The sequence below is a fragment of the Lacrimispora sp. genome (assembly GCF_032078915.1).
Classification (GTDB): Bacteria; Bacillota; Clostridia; order Lachnospirales; family Lachnospiraceae; genus Lacrimispora.
On sequence record NZ_DAMAUN010000063.1, the window covers coordinates 1 to 17052 of the forward strand.

13 protein-coding genes and 1 riboswitch are annotated in these 17052 nt (G+C 45.0%); of the genes, 4 read left to right on the forward strand and 9 right to left on the reverse strand.

The window, feature by feature from the left end; translation table 11 throughout:
- The first annotated feature begins 141 nt into the window (after positions 1-141).
- The 3 genes from RT269_RS20840 to RT269_RS20850 all read left to right on the forward strand — a co-directional run bounded on the left by RT269_RS20840 (position 142) and on the right by RT269_RS20850 (position 2202).
- A complete protein-coding gene (locus RT269_RS20840) occupies positions 142-276 on the forward strand; it encodes a hypothetical protein (RefSeq protein WP_313185483.1) in 135 nt (44 codons plus the stop codon).
- A 34-nt stretch (positions 277-310) separates the two neighbouring features.
- Positions 311-1279 (forward strand): aldo/keto reductase, encoded by a 969-nt coding sequence (locus tag RT269_RS20845; RefSeq protein WP_313185485.1) that lies wholly within the window; start codon positions 311-313, stop codon positions 1277-1279.
- 71 nt (positions 1280-1350) lie between these two features.
- Positions 1351-2202 carry an NAD-dependent epimerase/dehydratase family protein gene (locus RT269_RS20850; protein WP_313185487.1) on the forward strand — a complete coding sequence of 284 codons (852 nt, stop codon included), beginning with the start codon at positions 1351-1353 and terminating at the stop codon, positions 2200-2202.
- Between the two features lie 161 nt (positions 2203-2363).
- On the opposite strand, the gene RT269_RS20855 is transcribed toward RT269_RS20850, so the two are convergent.
- The 3 genes from RT269_RS20855 to RT269_RS20865 all read right to left on the reverse strand — a co-directional run bounded on the left by RT269_RS20855 (position 2364) and on the right by RT269_RS20865 (position 4447).
- Entirely contained in the window at positions 2364-2915 is a 552-nt protein-coding gene (locus tag RT269_RS20855) for a VanZ family protein (protein ID WP_313185489.1), read from the reverse strand.
- A gap of 93 nt (positions 2916-3008) precedes the next feature.
- On the reverse strand, positions 3009-3878 hold the full coding sequence (locus RT269_RS20860; protein ID WP_313185491.1) for an NAD-dependent epimerase/dehydratase family protein: 870 nt from the start codon (positions 3876-3878) through the stop codon (positions 3009-3011).
- A gap of 167 nt (positions 3879-4045) precedes the next feature.
- The gene (locus RT269_RS20865) at positions 4046-4447 is read right to left on the reverse strand and encodes a hypothetical protein (RefSeq protein ID WP_313185493.1); all 402 of its coding nucleotides are present in this window, start codon (positions 4445-4447) and stop codon (positions 4046-4048) included.
- 453 nt (positions 4448-4900) lie between these two features.
- Positions 4901-5060, forward strand: a riboswitch (M-box (ykoK) riboswitch).
- Positions 5061-5590: 530 nt separating this feature from the next.
- Between RT269_RS20865 and mgtA the strand changes: the two genes are divergently transcribed.
- A complete protein-coding gene (gene mgtA, locus RT269_RS20870) occupies positions 5591-8308 on the forward strand; it encodes a magnesium-translocating P-type ATPase (protein WP_313185495.1) in 2718 nt (905 codons plus the stop codon).
- Between the two features lie 127 nt (positions 8309-8435).
- Here the strand turns inward: mgtA and RT269_RS20875 are convergent, their stop codons facing one another.
- From RT269_RS20875 to RT269_RS20900, 6 genes are all read right to left on the reverse strand, one after another.
- On the reverse strand, positions 8436-10406 hold the full coding sequence (locus RT269_RS20875) for a Na+/H+ antiporter (RefSeq protein WP_313185497.1): 1971 nt from the start codon (positions 10404-10406) through the stop codon (positions 8436-8438).
- A gap of 15 nt (positions 10407-10421) precedes the next feature.
- On the reverse strand, positions 10422-12551 hold the full coding sequence (locus RT269_RS20880; RefSeq protein ID WP_313185498.1) for an EAL domain-containing protein: 2130 nt from the start codon (positions 12549-12551) through the stop codon (positions 10422-10424).
- Between the two features lie 561 nt (positions 12552-13112).
- Positions 13113-13820, reverse strand: coding sequence for an MgtC/SapB family protein (locus tag RT269_RS20885; protein WP_313185499.1), 708 nt, complete (start codon positions 13818-13820; stop codon positions 13113-13115).
- Positions 13817-14716 (reverse strand): sugar phosphate isomerase/epimerase family protein, encoded by a 900-nt coding sequence (locus RT269_RS20890; RefSeq protein ID WP_313185501.1) that lies wholly within the window; start codon positions 14714-14716, stop codon positions 13817-13819. The genes RT269_RS20885 and RT269_RS20890 overlap by 4 nt, the downstream gene beginning before the upstream one ends.
- The gene (locus RT269_RS20895; RefSeq protein WP_313185503.1) at positions 14709-15536 is read right to left on the reverse strand and encodes an HAD family hydrolase; all 828 of its coding nucleotides are present in this window, start codon (positions 15534-15536) and stop codon (positions 14709-14711) included. The genes RT269_RS20890 and RT269_RS20895 overlap by 8 nt, the downstream gene beginning before the upstream one ends.
- An 83-nt stretch (positions 15537-15619) precedes the next feature.
- A complete protein-coding gene (locus tag RT269_RS20900) occupies positions 15620-17014 on the reverse strand; it encodes an ABC transporter substrate-binding protein (RefSeq protein ID WP_313185505.1) in 1395 nt (464 codons plus the stop codon).
- Between the last annotated feature and the right edge of the window lie 38 nt (positions 17015-17052).

The following is a 17052-nucleotide window of genomic DNA, read 5'->3' on the forward strand; positions in this document are numbered from 1 at the left end:
AGTCTTACATCATGAATTTAGTGTTGCAATCGTGAATTTAGTTTTTCATTTAACGATTTTACAATTTCTAAGCAATTTCTAAGCAAACAACGATTGACTTAACGTTAACATTAAGGTTTATAATTATCACAAGATTTACCAATGAGCATATCAAAATACTTTAGGGAAGATGGGAAACAGAATGACTATGGCAGCCTGCCTATGCTGTTTGCTAAAGACGGTGTAGTGTTCAGCTTAACTCCAGCAGAGCGGCCTGATTTTGGAGTTGCTTTATGATAGTGACTCCTCATATCCGAAAGGAGGAATCTACATGCAATACAACAATTTGCCCGGAACAAGTATTAAAGTTTCTTCACTAAGTTTAGGCACGATGATGTTTGGTGCCCAGACCAGCGAGGCTGACAGTCTCGCCATCATGGATTATGCCTGCAGTCAAGGTGTAAACTTTTGGGACACTGCCAATGTGTACAATCAGGGCGAAAGCGAACGCATCGTCGGCAAGGCCTTAAAAGGACGGCGCAATAAGATTATTCTCGCCACGAAAGTTAACGGTCAAATGGGCGAAAATCCGAATGAAAGGGGCCTTTCGCGCCGAAATATTGTCTCCGCTGTGGATGCCAGCTTAAAGCGCCTGGATACGGATTATATTGACCTCTATTATATGCACGCTCCAGATTACGAAACAAAAATTGAGGAAACTCTGGAGACTATGTCTGGCCTTGTTAAAGCCGGAAAGGTACGCTATATCGGTGTCAGTAATTTCGCCGCATGGCAGATTGCAGATATGCTGGCTGTCTGTGATAAACGGGGATACATCGCGCCGGTCATCACTCAGAACGTATATAATCTCATTACGCGCGGCGTAGAGACTGAGCTCATTCCTTTTTTGCAGGCGCATGAACTGGGAATGGCAGTATACAACCCTATCGCAGGCGGACTTCTGGCCGGAAAACATAAGCCAGGCGCCCCGGCAGAGAATACCCGTTTTGCAAACAGTGAAGCCTATTATAAACGCTACTGGTCAGATGAGAATTTTGCAGCTGTAGATAAGCTGACAGAAATCGCTTCAGAGAATGGTATGGGTATTCTTGAACTCTCCATGAAATGGTGCGCAAGCCGCGCCAAAGTTACCAGCGTGATCAGCGGTGTCAGCAAGCTCTCACAGTTAGAACAGAATATTGCTTCACTGGAGGGAGCCGCGCTTCATGATGACGTGCTGCAGGCTTGTGATGCTGTATGGCATTCCCTGACGGGTACTCGCTTTGGATACAATCGATGACAATATTAAAAACGGAAAAGTAATAAGCTAAGTAACATATTTTAATCACTTATAGAAAGAGGATTTTATATATGAAAAAAATAGTGATAACCGGAACTGCGGGTCTTCTTGGCCCCTATGTAGTTAAGCATTTTATAGAGCAGGGATATGAGGTTTTGAGTGTAGACAAAGTAAAGCCGGCCGAGCCTTTGACACGTCATATGACAGCAGACTTAACTAACCTGGGCGAATGTTATGGAATCTTAGAAGGCGCATATGCTGTGATCCATCTCGCCGCAATCCCTACAGCATACATTTTCCCCAATGAGGTAACATTTCGAAATAATGTGATGGCCACTTATAATATTCTCGAAGCAGCGGCAGGATTAGGAATCATAAAAGCTGTTATTGCCTCCAGCGAATGTACTTATGGGATCTGCAACTCCCGCCAGGGTTTGACACCTGTGTATGTTCCCGTAGATGAAGAACATCCTGCACTTCCTGAAGATAGCTATGGCCTTGGAAAAATAGTTGGGGAAACAATTGCTGATGCAATTAACCGCCGCTGCGGAATGCAGATTGTCTCGTTTCGGATCGGCAATATTATAAGCAAAGAGAAGTATTTAAACTTCCCTGGTTTTATACATAATTCCGAGAAACGCAAACAACTTATGTGGAATTATATTGACGCTCGTGACATCGCTGTGGCATGCCGCCTTGCTATCGAAAAAGATGGACTCGGTTCTATCATAATGAATCTTGCCGCTGATGATAACTGTATGGACATCAAAAGCTGTGATCTGATGAAAGCCGAATATCCTAACGTGACTGACATTCGTACTCCAATTGATGAATATCAGACCTTATATTCCAATGAGAAAGCAAAAAAGATCCTGGGGTGGAAACCGGTTCATTTCTGGAGAGAAAATGTACCTCAAGAATAATACGTAAGAGATGGCAAAGAATAGTTTCATTGTACTAAATCCTTATTAACTAAAGCTTGCAAATACAAATCTTTTTAGTATTTGCAAGCTTTCAGACTTATAACCCGTCATTCCAGGCTGTTATGAGATTTGGAATTTTACCGCTTCGTATTATGCTTTATTCAGAATCTCATTTTAATTACAAATAAAAAAAATAATATAACAGGTAATCCTATAATCGTAGATAGTATTGTGATTGCAGTACGTACTTTTTTCTCATCTCGTAATCGGAATAATAAAAACTTAAAGCCTAAAATACCAATCCAGCCACCCAAACAATTTAGAATGACATCATCAATGTCTGATGTCCCGATGCCAAAAAGTCCCTGAATGATCTCAACCAATATACTCACTAAAAATATAAACAGCAAATTGGTTATTATTCTTTTATCCTTTTTAAATAATGGTAAATAAATACCAAAGGGAACAAAAATAGCTACATTGCCGACCACATTACCAAAAGCAAATCTTTTTAAATTCTCAGAACTGCCTGATATATATTCCATGATACTATGAAAAGGGAGAAGATTGATTGACCTGACGATAGTCCTTTGACCGTTAAACAGCTCCAAAAGCGAAACTCTTGATAGGAACAGTATTTTAATTAACAAAAGTATATAACAAATGAAAACACCATATAAAAAGACTGTTTCAATTCGCTCTCGTTTATTCATAAGACCTCCATTTTCATTTCATCCATCTCTGCTGACTCTCTGATATTCCGTTTATAAATAATCCTCAGTTTAAATTCCCATTGCGCTCATTATCTATGCCATTGCTTCCTGAATATGTTTGTCAATCAAATCATAAATCCACGATTTTAGCGGAGAAAAATCGAATTTCCATTCTGCTGCGAGTCTGGTATTTAAGCTGTAATCCGGCGCACCGTTGTAAGGACCTTTATCGCCCTCTTTCGATAAAACAGCTCGTCTTCCGGTCTTTCCTTCAACATATGTAATTATCTCCCGGAGAGATATAGTACCCGTACTGCTGCCGTTGACTGCGCCTGTACCTTCTTGCTCCGCCAGGAAAGCCAGAAACCGGCCCGCTTCATTTGAACTGACAAATTCCATCTGTGCGTCCATATTGTCAATAAACATGGGAAGCCCCTTAATAACATGTTCGATATAGAAATACAATCGCTTTGTATAGTCATCGGTACCAATAACAAAAGGAAACCTGACGGCTACGCTATTTTGTGATGAATAAGCTTGAAATAAAGCGCACTCTGCGAGCCGTTTCACCTCATTATATGGATAATCCGCTCTATCGCACCATTTTAACGGCTTTTCAAGAGGATTGAAGTCGCTTTCTATTATGTTGACATGGAGATCATCATATACAGACATGGAGGATGTCATTACATAGCGTTTGCATTTTATAGAGTCCAGCGCATATTTTACGTCATTGGAGCAATAAGCAATATTGTCGCATACCACATCATAAGTATTGTTGCTAAATACTTCCGCCATGCTTTTGGCAGAGTTGCGCTCAACAACTAATCTGCGTATACTGTTCCCGTAAGTATCTTTTGTCAGTCCCCTTGTTGCAATCGTAACATTATGTCCTTTTTTGATGAGTTCTTCAACCATATGTATGCCAAAGTATTTTGTCCCGCCCAAAACTAAAATTTCCATTCTGCTCTCCGATCCGCCATATTTTATAAATGGTCTGTACTTCATATTCCGATTTAATAAAGTATACCATATATCGGTATGGAAACATAGCGGCGAATATCTATGAGCATTTGTTCATTGTCACGCTTGTATACTGACCTTGAAAACTGGCCTTGTCCACGCCTATTCTATCCTTTCGGCAATGTGGCTTTGCTTTTAATTGCGGTTAACCGTTCGCACAGCATATCGGCTTTTGAAACAGCTTCCAAGACCGTGAGGTCTTTCATATGTATTTGACGTCCTCCGGCAACGCGAAGGGTAACAATTTTCTGTTTATAGCCGTTGATTGTGAACCGGCAGCTGACCAGTCTGGTCCCGTTATTGATCTGCACTCCGTCATTCGTACAGATGTCGTCTAAGGCGGCTCCGTCAATGAATTGCAGTTCCCTGGGGTTGTATTTAAAAACTACAGCGAATTTGCCGTTAATAACATCCAGAAAAAAAACTCCATCGTTTGCACTGAAACAATAATCAATGACAAGCCCCTGCTCCTTCAGGGCCTGCTCATGGAGACTTGAATGTTTCGCCATGTTAGTATCCAGGATTTTATTTGGAAGCCAAAAGAAAAAATAAAGAAATTCGAATGTTAAAAAAGTCCCTATCAGGGATTGCATCTGCGGCACTTCCCGTAACAACATAAAGACCGGTGCTACGAGGACAACTGCCAATAGTACCAGCCTGAGCCCCAAAATTTTTATAAAGTAACCTGTATCAATTTTTCTCATTGATATTTATTCTCCCTCTTTCCTGGGTTGTGTCCCTTTCATCTGAATATTCATCTGTCGGATCAGGATTTTCCCCAAAGCCGGAATATCCTGATTATTAACTTTTCTCAATAAGAATATTAAATATTATATTTTTCCGGAATTATATTGTTCCCAAATTATTCTTTTTTGTGCCCAATTTTAATTTATATGGATTACAAAGAAAAGGTTGACAAATTGATACCGGGGACATATACTAGAACAGGTTAATGAATAATTTGACCGTTTCGGTAGGTGAGGCTACCGCAGGGATACGGGTTGCTGCCGCAAAATAGTGGAAACACTATGAGAAGGTGAACAGTCCATGTCGAAAACAAGGCATGGAATAATGCAATTACATTGCCCTGCGAAGCTAAAGCTTGAACGATGGCGGAAAACGCTTTGCATAATACAGTCAAGCGTTTTTATAGGGATATTATCCTCTGTCGTCGTTTTAATATGACGGCAGGGGATTTTTATATTTGGAGGTGAGGACATGGACGACGGAAGTAGTAAGCGTATACACGATGGACAGGATGATACCGCTTGTGACATAAGTGCGCTTTTTTTGTGTGCTCATGCCCAAAACCGGTGCTTTAGGAAAAGGCTTTTATAGGCCGTAACTCCTATCGCTACTTTCCGAGTTGTCCATCGTTTGGTTTGAAAAAAACAGACGATGGTTTTTTTATGCCCTTTTTTAACCAAAAAACTCTCCCCATTGGGGTTTATATAAATACTACTAAAACAAGCGAGGTGAACGAAATGGAAACCGGAAGTAAATGCGGCCCTGATCCTGACGGGCGAAACCGAAGGCCTGAGCCGGAATGGAACCCTTTTTCCATTTCGGCGGCCTGAATATAGACGAGGCTCATCAGTGTATGGGCTGTGCTTCCTCACATCTTACAAAAACTAAAATGGAGGTACAGACCAATGCAAAAAGTAAAAAACAATTTAGAAACGTTAAAAGTAACTCAGGACATGGTACGCCGTGACGAGATCGCGACCAGATTAAAATCTGCCGCCTCTGCTAAAACGGATGTACTGTTTAACAATCTGAACACAACGCCGGAAGGACTCAGTGAGGATCTTGTGGATGCTTCCCGTGAACAGTACGGCGATAATAAAGTTACCCACGGAAAGAAAGTATCCCTGCCCAAGCGCATCGCAGAGGCGTTCATCAATCCTTTTACCGCCATTCTCATCGGGCTGACGGCGGTGTCAGCGTTTACCGACATCATTCTCGCAGATCCGGGAGAAGGAGATCCGCTGACTGTTGTGATTATCATGACAATGGTGCTGATTTCCGGGATTCTGCGCTTCGTGCAGGAAACAAGAAGCGGCAACGCCGCTGATAAGCTTTTAAAAATGATCAAGACGACTACAAACGTCCGGCGGATGGAGACTGGAAACGCAGAAATACCGCTGGAAGAAGTCGTTGTGGGCGATATTGTCCATCTGGCTGCGGGAGACATGATTCCCGCCGACATGCGGATTATCCAGGCCAAAGATCTGTTTGTCAGCCAGTCGGCACTGACTGGCGAAAGTGTGGCAGTAGAGAAAATTCCAGGGGCCGTGAGTGTGGAACACGATACATTGGCAGAGTATCCGAACCTGGCCTTTATGGGATCAAACGTCATCAGCGGCAGCGCGGCAGGTGTAGTTTTAGCAACTGGTGACGACACGATATTCGGAGATATGGCAAAGAACGTCAGTGACAGACCTGTGCAGACCAACTTTGAAAAAGGCGTCAACTCTGTATCATGGCTGCTCATCCGTTTCATGCTGGTCATGGTTCCCATCGTACTGTTTATCAACGGTTTCACCAAGGGCGACTGGATGGAGGCAACTCTGTTTGCCTTATCAGTGGCGGTAGGCCTGACACCGGAAATGCTGCCGATGATCGTTACCACCTGCCTTGCCAAAGGCGCAGTGGCTATGTCAAAGGAAAAAACAATCATCAAGAACTTAAACTCGATCCAGAATCTTGGCTCCATCGACATTCTTTGTACTGACAAGACCGGAACCCTGACCCAGGATAAAGTGGCGCTGCAATACCACTTGAATATCCACGGGGAGGAAGATACGCGCGTATTGCGCCATGCCTTTTTAAACAGCTACTACCAGACAGGACTGAAAAATCTCATGGATGTCGCCGTCATTGAGCGCACCCTGGAAGAACAGAAAACGGTAGCGGAGCTTCGCGGCCTTACGGATCAGTTTACCAAGGTCGATGAAATCCCCTTCGACTTTGAGCGCCGCCGCATGAGCGTAGTGGTGAAAAACGGCAAGACACAGATGATCACCAAGGGCGCGGTGGAGGAAATGCTGTCGGTTTGCAGCTTTGCCGAGTATGAAGGAAAAGTGATGCCGCTGACTGACGACATCAAGGCATATATTCTTAAAAAGGTAAATGATTTAAACGAGGATGGAATGCGGGTTATTGCCGTTGCACAAAAGACCAATCCCTCTCCCGTAGGCACGTTTTCCGTGGCCGACGAATCGGATATGGTGCTGATGGGATATCTTGCTTTCCTTGATCCGCCAAAAGAATCCACGGCTGAAGCACTCGCCGCCTTAAAAGAGCATGGCGTTGACGTGAAAATTCTGACCGGCGATAACGACAAGGTGACTCGCTGTGTTTGCCGGCAGGTAGGTCTCTCCGTTGACCGCATCTTACTGGGCTCTGACCTTGACAATATGTCCGATGAAGAACTTGGCAGCGCCGCCGAAAGAGTCAGCGTTTTTGCCAAGCTGTCTCCGCAGCAGAAAGCCCGTGTCATAACAATCTTACGGAATAACGGACATAGTGTGGGCTATATGGGCGACGGCATCAACGACGCGGCAGCAATGAAGGCTTCCGACGTGGGCATTTCCGTCGACACAGCGGTAGATATTGCCAAAGAGTCCGCTGATGTCATTCTTCTGGAAAAGGATTTAATGGTATTGGAGAAGGGCATCATCGAGGGCCGCAAGACTTACGCCAACATGATCAAATATATCAAGATGACGGCAAGCTCCAACTTCGGCAATATGTTCTCAGTACTGGCCGCCAGTGCTTTCCTGCCCTTCATTCCCATGCTGCCCATCCATCTGATTCTGTTGAATCTGATTTACGATTTAAGCTGTACAGCAATTCCGTGGGATAATGTAGATAAAGAATACCTTGCCGTACCAAGGAAATGGGACGCTTCCTCTATCGGTAAATTCATGATATGGATCGGACCCACCAGCTCGGTGTTTGACATCACCACCTACCTGCTGATGTATTTCATCATCTGCCCGGCCATGACCGGCGGACTTATGTTCCATCAGCTTACTGACCCGGCTATGCAGGCATACTTTATCGCACTGTTCCAGGCCGGCTGGTTTGTGGAATCCATGTGGAGCCAGACGCTTGTCATTCATATGATTAGAACGCCAAAGATTCCTTTTATCCAGAGCCATGCTTCCCTGTCGGTGACACTGCTCACCTTTACAGGCATTGCAGCCCTGACCATTATTCCCTTTACCAAACTGGGGGCATCCATCGGCCTGGCCGCCCTGCCGCCTGTATATTTCGCATGGCTGGCGCTGACCATTTTCCTGTATATGGTGCTCGCTACGGTGTTCAAGAAGATTTTTATTAGAAGGTATGGTGAGTTATTATAAGATTTTTTTACCACGATCCATGCAAAAGCCTGCAGGTATTATCTCACAAATGTGATAAATACCTGCAGGCTTTTATAATTGATTTCTAACACAGTGATTGGAACTTCCATTCTATACACTTTATTACTTAACTTACATCCTCCTCAAAAAGCGCAGCCTCTTCCAATCCGATATTTTTTCTCAACTGCCCTGCCGTTGTGTAAGAAATTTCACCAAGCTCCAGCAATTCCTGCACTTTTACCTTTTGAGCTTGTATTGCGCTAATTTGCAGTTGTCTTTTTTTATCCGCATAAACCTTTCCATCTTCACCTAAGAACCTCTTGTTAAACACCTCCAGGATGGACAGATAATGATCAATTGCTCTTTTAGCGGCAACTTCATTCTCCGGAGTTACGGTTTTCCATATGGCTTCAATCGCGATCTTCGTCGTGTGTCTTTTCGCAAGAACCATCTCATCCTGGTGCAAAAATTTATGCTTTTTTAGGAAAAACCCCGTTTCCGGCTTATGGAGAAAGACCGGTAAAATGCTTTTTACCGGTCTTCTCCTCTCCAACCGCCTCTGGACAATGTCAAGCGAGCGCCCGATTCGAAGTAAAGCTTCTTTTTTATAGGTATTGTTTTCGAGCAGCCGTTTGATTTCCTCTTTTTCGGCAACAAGCCCAGTCATGAAAATCTCGATTTCCTTTCTCCATTCATCCGATGCGAACTTTAACGTCCTGGTGTTTGAATTTTCCGAAAGCAGCCGCTCATAGTGGGTGATGATAGAAAAGGCAGCCTGCCTGTTATCATCATTCATCTCACTTTTTATCAAATCGATCGCAGCTTGAATGACTTTCTTTGTAGCGTCCAGCTCTAATTGCCTGCTGTCGTCTTCCGTTTTTGGACAAATTAAGGGCAGGACGATATTTGCGATCAGCAGCGTAACAATGATGACACCACCGCTGATAAACAGCATCAAGTCTCTCTTGGGAAAAGGAGAACCGTTATTCAAGGTGAACGGAATTGACAGGCAGGCGGCAAGCGTTAAAGCCCCCCTTACACCGGACAGGGAAATCAACAGGGAATTCCGCTTACGGCTGCCTTCTTCCCTTCCGAGAAAGAAATACGCCCAGATATAACGAATCAGTATCAACAGGGCTGATATGACCAATACATAGCTGATATCTGTCAATGTGCTGATCTGCTTATCCATAACTTCCTTGCCAAATGCGGTTGACAGCTCCATTCCAAGCAGTAAAAACACCAACCCATTTAAGACAAAAAGAAGCGTTGACCAGGCTCCTTCGGAAATGTAGTTTATATTTGCTTCCTGAGTGGTAAACCTTTGGGGCCTGCTTATGGAAATTATGATACCGCAGACCACAACGGCCAGGATTCCGGAAAGGCCAAGCTCATCCGCAATCAGAAACACGGCAAACGGTGTAATGATCTGTATCAGAGTATAAACGGTCGCATCCTCAATGCCCATGGCCTTGAGCTTGCCTGTAAACAGATTGATGAAATAAGTTGCGACGGCGCCAAACAGGGCGCCGCCGATTGCTATATATAGAAAGCTCAATGTCGCATCTTTTATGGAAAAGTCACCGGTAAGCTGTGCCGCAATGGCAAAATTAAAAGCAACAAGGCCGGAAGCATCATTTAATAAAGATTCGCCTTCTACAATTGTAATAATATTATGAGGCAGTTTGATTTTATTTGAAATCGCCTTTACAGAAACTGCATCCGTCGGTGACAGTACCGCCGCAAGGGCAAAAGCCGCGGCTAGGGGCAGTCCGGGTATGAGCCGGGTTATGACAGGACCGCAAATGAGAATGGTTGAAAAGACAAGCCCCAAAGCCATCAGCAGAATCGGATTTCTAAAATTCCATAACTCCCTGTTTGAGATTTGTTTGCCGTCCATGAATAAAATGGGGGCAATAAAGAGAAGCATGAAAACTTCGGTATCCAAATGAAAGGTAATGCCAAAAGGCAGTATACCGGCTAAAATACCTAGTGAAATTTGAAACAGGGGTAAAGAAATACTTGGCATATATTTATGAAGTACGCTGGATAAAACAATCAAAATAAGCAGTATTAATATTGTCTGTATCGTTCCCAAAGACTCACCTTCCTATCACTCCCTGGCCTTAACTTTTTGTTTCTCCTCCTCCGCCGTACCATGCCGGCTTATATATTCCAAAAAACTATCATAATTCAAGGACCTGCTGTAATAAAAGCCCTGATAAAACTCACAGCCAAGCTCATGTAGCAGTTCCACCTGTTCCCTGGTTTCCACACCTTCCGCCACAGCCTTGACATGCAGCTGTTCGCAAAGAGAAAGAATCGATTTTACAATCTGCCGGCGCTGTTCATCGCTGGTTATCAATCCTACCAGGGAAGCATCTAATTTTATGATATTAGCGTAAAAGTCACATATGTAAAGAAGGGAACTGTGACCCATGCCAAAGTCGTCAATAGAAAGATTAAGTCCCATCGCCGTAATCTGCCCTAATTTATTGCATATCGCGTCAGTCGCATCTATGGTAGCGTTTTCGGTAAGCTCCAGCTCCATATACTGAGGCTCGATGCCCAACTGACTGATGCAATCCTGAACAGATCGAACCAAGGATCCATCCTCTTTCAGCTGACGAGGACTAAGATTTACGGAAAGGGGTACTTTAAATCCCTGTTCATGCCAGCGTTTCATATCGCTGAATGACCGGTTCATAATCCATTGCCCCAGCTCATTCGTCAAATTAGCCTCATCGCAAATATTTAATATAACGATAGGGGATACATAACCATATACGGGATGATTCCATCGCAGAAGAGCTTCTGCTCCTACGATCTGGCCTTTATAGTTTACTTTCGGCTGATATTCCATATGAAGAGTTTGTGCCTGGCTCTTAAAGCCTTCCCGGATCTCCGCCGCCAAAGCACGGGCAAGAGAACCGGTTTCATCGTGACGGTTAAGTATGGTTTTAACCTGCCGTTCCTGTATGTATTGAATTTCATTTGCCAGTCCCTTAAACACCTCGATGCGAGCGGACTGCTGGTGCTTTTCCTGCATCCTGACGAAAGGAATATAAATCAGTACAGCCAGCACCAGATTAACGGCTTGCATCACGGCCCCGACAATGGATCCCGTACTGAGATAACCGGACAGGAAAATGGGAGTGGTCCATTTTACCGCCTGCGTAACCGGAGGAACCCAGCCCACGCTCACGGATATCCAGGCATTAAGGCATAAAAAAACAGGTGCTAACATAAATGGAGCCAAGAAGTGCGGATTGAATATAATGGGTAAACCAAATATCATAATTTCATTGATATTAAATATACCGGGCAGTAGTGAAATCTTTGCCAAGCGGGTTTCGCTGCTGTTTTTCCCAACCAGCAAGAGGGCAATCAGCAGTCCAAAGGTTGCTCCTGCACCTCCTAAATAAACATAGGTATCAAAAAATTCTTTGTTAAAAATAACCCCACCCATTGCTGACGATACTGACGAAGCAGCAACAGGCACGGCATCCATAATGACATTTCCTCCGTGTATGCCAAAAAACCATAAGATGTGAGTGATGAGAATAACAATTACTGCGGAAAAGAAATTTTCTCCCGACAGCCACATGTCATTGATCATATGAAAAACCTGGCTATTGCCTAATCCTATTAAATCAAGCATCACTTTTCCCATACTAAAGGTGAAAACAGTGAGCAAAGCAGGCATTACCGTCCGAAAGGCTTCCCGGGTCATGGTACTGCCATGATAATTGATAAGATTTTTAGGCCGGATGCTATCCTGTAGTTTATAGAAGAAACAATACAAACCACATGCAAGAAATGATATGATAATGGCTCCGAACATCCCTGAAGAGCCGGCATTTGCTGTGCTTATAACAGTACCATCTGAATTCTTCATCCACATAATGAAAACGATCAATGCTACTGCCTGTAAGACAGTTGTACTGACCTCCCCGGACTTAATGAACTCTTTTTCACTCGCAATCGCGTGACTGACAGTAATCACCGAAATAATCGCCATAATTTGAAGTGTACCTTCATATATGAGCAAACCAATTTCCCACCAGCCCTCTCCAAAAATATAAGACATAAATGACTGGTACGCCGGAATGGGCAGATTTAGCAGCGCAAGCACAATGGAACCGATTAAAACAAACGGCATTAAATATAGCAATCCTCTGCGGAGTACGCGGACCATCTGCTGATTTGCCAGCTTTGATATAAGTATATCAAATTCTTGCATTACTTTTATGAATACCTCCTTTCGTTATGCGGGAACTAACGGCTGCGACAACTTAAATATAATTTCCCACACCTTATGACAAAATTTTACACTTTATTATAAAAGTTTTAATTAATAAATTGTTGCGGATTGTAATCAATCTATGAAATTTTGTTCCCAATTAAATTTACTCTGCCAACTAACGATGTCAAATTGCGGGCATAAAAAGAGGAAATTCTGATCTCCACCTCTGTTCCCTTTTCCGGCAGGCTGTTATAGGTCAGGCCGTATCCGGGACCGTAAAGGATCTACAGCCGACGGTAGGCTGCCACAGGGGAAATGGGCGATTACGAAGTGATCAAGGCATCGGATGGCGCAACAGAGATTACCCTTGGGCCTCCATTTAAATCTATCAGCTCCAAAATTGGCGAGCGGAAATCCATTTATTAATAAAATAGGGGGAAGAAGTGGCTGCCGTACCAATTGGTACAACAGCCACTTTTTCCTAAAACTAATATGTAATAAAAAACAGAATTCTGGTTCTCTCCTGCCCTGACCGAAGTTATAGTAAGCAAAACTCTGCTATATTTCCTCAATAAAGCGAATGCCACTGCTTTCGCTGAACCGTTGAATGATTTCCCAATGGTTTTCTTTCGGTACCTGAATGATCAGATTTGCCTCTACCGGTTTTCTTCCATCTTTATTGGGTTCCATCAGTGTATCGATTATTTCAAAGGTATAGACCGTATATTGGCTTCCCGTGATCACTTCCAAAAAACAATTGAGCGATTCGTTAGAATCAAACACCACATGAATCTCCATAAAGCTTGACTTTCTCAGAAACCATTTCTCTACATCAACGAATTTTGTAACGATGAGCATTACCAGCAGGCAGGTGATCAATGCACCTGAATAATAACCTGCACCGATTGCGATTCCAAGGCACGCACTTGCCCAAAGCCCTGCTGCCGTCGTCAAGCCGCGCACATGATTCCGCCGGTCAATTAAAATGGTTCCCGCACCAAGAAAACCGATGCCGCTGATCACCTGTGCAGCGAGCCGGGTAGGATCGCCGGATGCGGTACCTGCCGTGATCTGCTCATTGGTCAGCATAACAAGCGCTGACGCAATACAAACCAGCATGTGGGTCCGTAATCCTGCCGGACGGTGGCGCTTTCTCCGTTCCATGCCGATCACTCCGCCGCACCATGCGGCAAGAAGCAGCCGGAACAAGGTTGTCAGCAGCTGGCTTGGTTCAAACGAATCCATAAACAGTGTTACAACGTTCATAGGGAATTCCTTTTAAGCGCATTGATCTGCGAAATCATATAACTGCCGGTCTCCACGCTCAGACTCATGGCCGAAGGCACCAGGGGCCCAGGAACGCCGGGCAGATAATGCTGTATCTCAAAGGTAAAGGGATTTTTGTACCCTATATCCGCCAGCGCCTGCAAAATATCCGGCCAAAAGATTCTGCCCATATAAGGCAGAATGTGCACAGCATCTGGTCCCGATTCATCGGATATATGAAGGCATTTCAAACGGCTGCCCAACATTCGGATGGCCCTGGCCTGATCCAGGTGTTCAATGCTGCCGTGCTCCGTATCCCAGCACGCACCGACATTTGGCCGGTCCACCGCGTCCACAAGACCGATAAGCTCCTGTATCTCAATGGCATAGCGCTTCACTCCCTCAATTGTCTTCCCCCACATATTTTCGATAGCGATCCCAACAGCAAACTGCTTCGCATAGTCAGCCAATTCCTGAAAAAAACGCACATTCATCTCATGGGTATCAAGGGCCGCTTCTCCTTGCTTTATTCTGGTGGAAGGATGGACCACGATCCAGGGCGCGCCCAGTATGGCCGCACCCTCTACGCTGCGGCGCATCATTTGGTCCAGGCGTAAGGCGTCGGCCGATGGATTGCAAAAATCATACAACGTAGCATGAGCCTGGACAAAACGCACCTGCAAATTGTCCGCCATTTCCCTGTAGTGTATAATTTCCTGTTTCCAATCGTCGCACAACAGACGGTCCGGCTGCTTTACCATTTCTACAAAACCGAAATCAAGCGCTTCATAACCGGCGGAGGCACATGTGCGGATGCTGCATTCCATAGGAATATCCGGCATGCCATTTCGTTCGCAATATATATTTGTTGAAGTCGCCAGAACCATATCAATCATCCTTTCTACTCATGTAATCTCCATCGCGCAGTGCAATCACACGAATCGCTTCAACAGCACCCTCTGTAAAAGGAAGGGTGCAGAGATAATCGGCATAACTTTTGGTGGAGGACATTGCGTTGCCAACTGCCGCTCCAACGCCGGCCACCGCCAGCATTTTGTTATCGTTTTCGTTGTCACCGATTGCCAGCACTTCGTTTTCGCTTATCCCAAGCTGTTTACATAATTCCTGCAATGCAACGGCTTTGTTTACACCTTTTGCTACTATCTCACACCCTTTATCACCATACACAGTGACGGAGTAGAGGTCCTTCACTTCAGCCACCAGATCCAACAGCGTGTCAAATCCGGCACTTCCTGCTTCGGTCATGATATTCAGCTTGTCGGCAGTCTCAACCGGCCAATTAACCGTTGTGATCTCCCGGACTGGCACGGCACGTCCTGCTTCCTTTCGCCTGCGGGTCCACCCGGTCTCTGAAAAGCTATATTCCGTATCCTGCTGAAACATCAGCACCGTAAACCCCTTTGGAACTGCAGCACGCACCAGCTTTTCCAAGTTTGATAAACGGAAAGAACGGCGGTATAAAACTCTTTCCCAGTCACATAGCACCGCGCCGTTGCAGGTCACTATGGGCGCCGTTATCACAAGCTGCCGGGCAAAGCGCTCAACCGCGTAATACGGACGGCCAGTGATAAACGTAAATCGGATCCCTTTTTTTGAAAGCTCTGCGATGGTTTGCACCGCTTCCTCTGAAATAGAAGTATCCGGTCCGAGAAGTGTCCCGTCCAAATCTGTGACGACAAGCCGGATGTTGTGCATATGATTCCCTCCTTATGCAAATACCGATGAGGCGGCATCGGGGAATATACCGTCTCATCGGAATGATTTTATTCGTTGGTTTGTTAGTTTGCTGCGTGGTATTCATCCAAAAGCGCATTGCAGTCGGTGGTAATCTTTTCTACCGTGGCGTCAACCGATCGTTTGCCTTCACAGAACTCCAGCATGGTATCTGTGATCACCTTCTGTACGTCATTGTACACCAAATCCAGCGGTTCCTGCGCATTGGGACTGGCTGCAAGCATTTCATCCAGTGCCACTTTATATTGCGGATGTTCTTCGTAGTATTTTACCATTTCCGGCAGTTCATAAGCTGCAGTATTAACAGGAATATAGCCGGAAGCCTGGGAAAAGGTCATCTGGTTCTCCGGCAGCAAGCAGTACTGTATCACATCCCATGCAGCGTCAACACGGGATTTGTCTCCCCGTTTGAACAAGTTCAGGCAGCTTCCTCCAATGGCCGCGCCGCCGTTGTCATCTGCATTCACCTTGGGCAGATATGCAGTCTGGAAATCAAAGGAATCTCCCACCAGGTCCTTGATCGTCCCCAGACGGGAAGAAGACATGATCAGCATAGCGGACAATCCCTGGGCAAATTCTTCGTTCATGTTATCCTCTACATATTTATAACCGCCGGTCTCTATCACCTTCTGCCATTTTTCAAGGAAGTTTTTCATAGTACCATCTTCGCCGGCCACAATTTTTGTCATAGGTGCTGTCCGGCCTCCTTCCTTATCTCCAAAGAAGCTGTCCGGGCTCTGACTGACCACGAACTGTACCATCTGGTAGCGGCGGATCTGTACGTTCAGGCCATAACGGGTCACGTTACCGGCGTCATCCTTAAGAGTCAGCGCTTTCGTGTATTCAGCCAACTCATCCAGGGTTTTGGGTGGGCCGTCAAAGCCGGCTTCCTTCAATGCATCCGCGTTATAGTATAAAAGCGGAATGGAGTTTGCAAACGGGACGGCAGCCATTTTCCCCTCATAGCTGCACATTCGCTGCATCGCTTCAGGGAAGATGTCTGCAGATACCTCGGATGCAGGATCATTTAAGTACTCGCTCATGTCCACATTCCAATCCAGTTCCATCATGGACGGAATGGTGGACGTCAAGCCGACGTTGATGTCCGGCGCGTTGGCAGTGTCCTTTGTCTGATAGGCAAGCAGCACCTTGTCTGTGCCCTCGTATCCCTGATATACCAGTGATACCTTTATTCCTTTCTCTGAACCACGCGTCTTATTATAGTTGTCAATAATAGACTGCAGCGCTTCTCCCGTTGCTCCGCCGAAGGAATGCCAGAACACAATTTCAATCGGATCTTCTGTGGAGTTTTGCCTGGATTCGGAAGCAGAGTCGGCCCTGGGTGAGCCGGGGTCTGATGCGTTTTTCGGAGTACTGCCGCAAGCAGCCAGACCAGAACTGAGTGCAAGCGCCATGAGTACCGCAAAGGCTCTTTTCATCGTATATCCTCCTTTAATATTATGATGTATGATAAAAC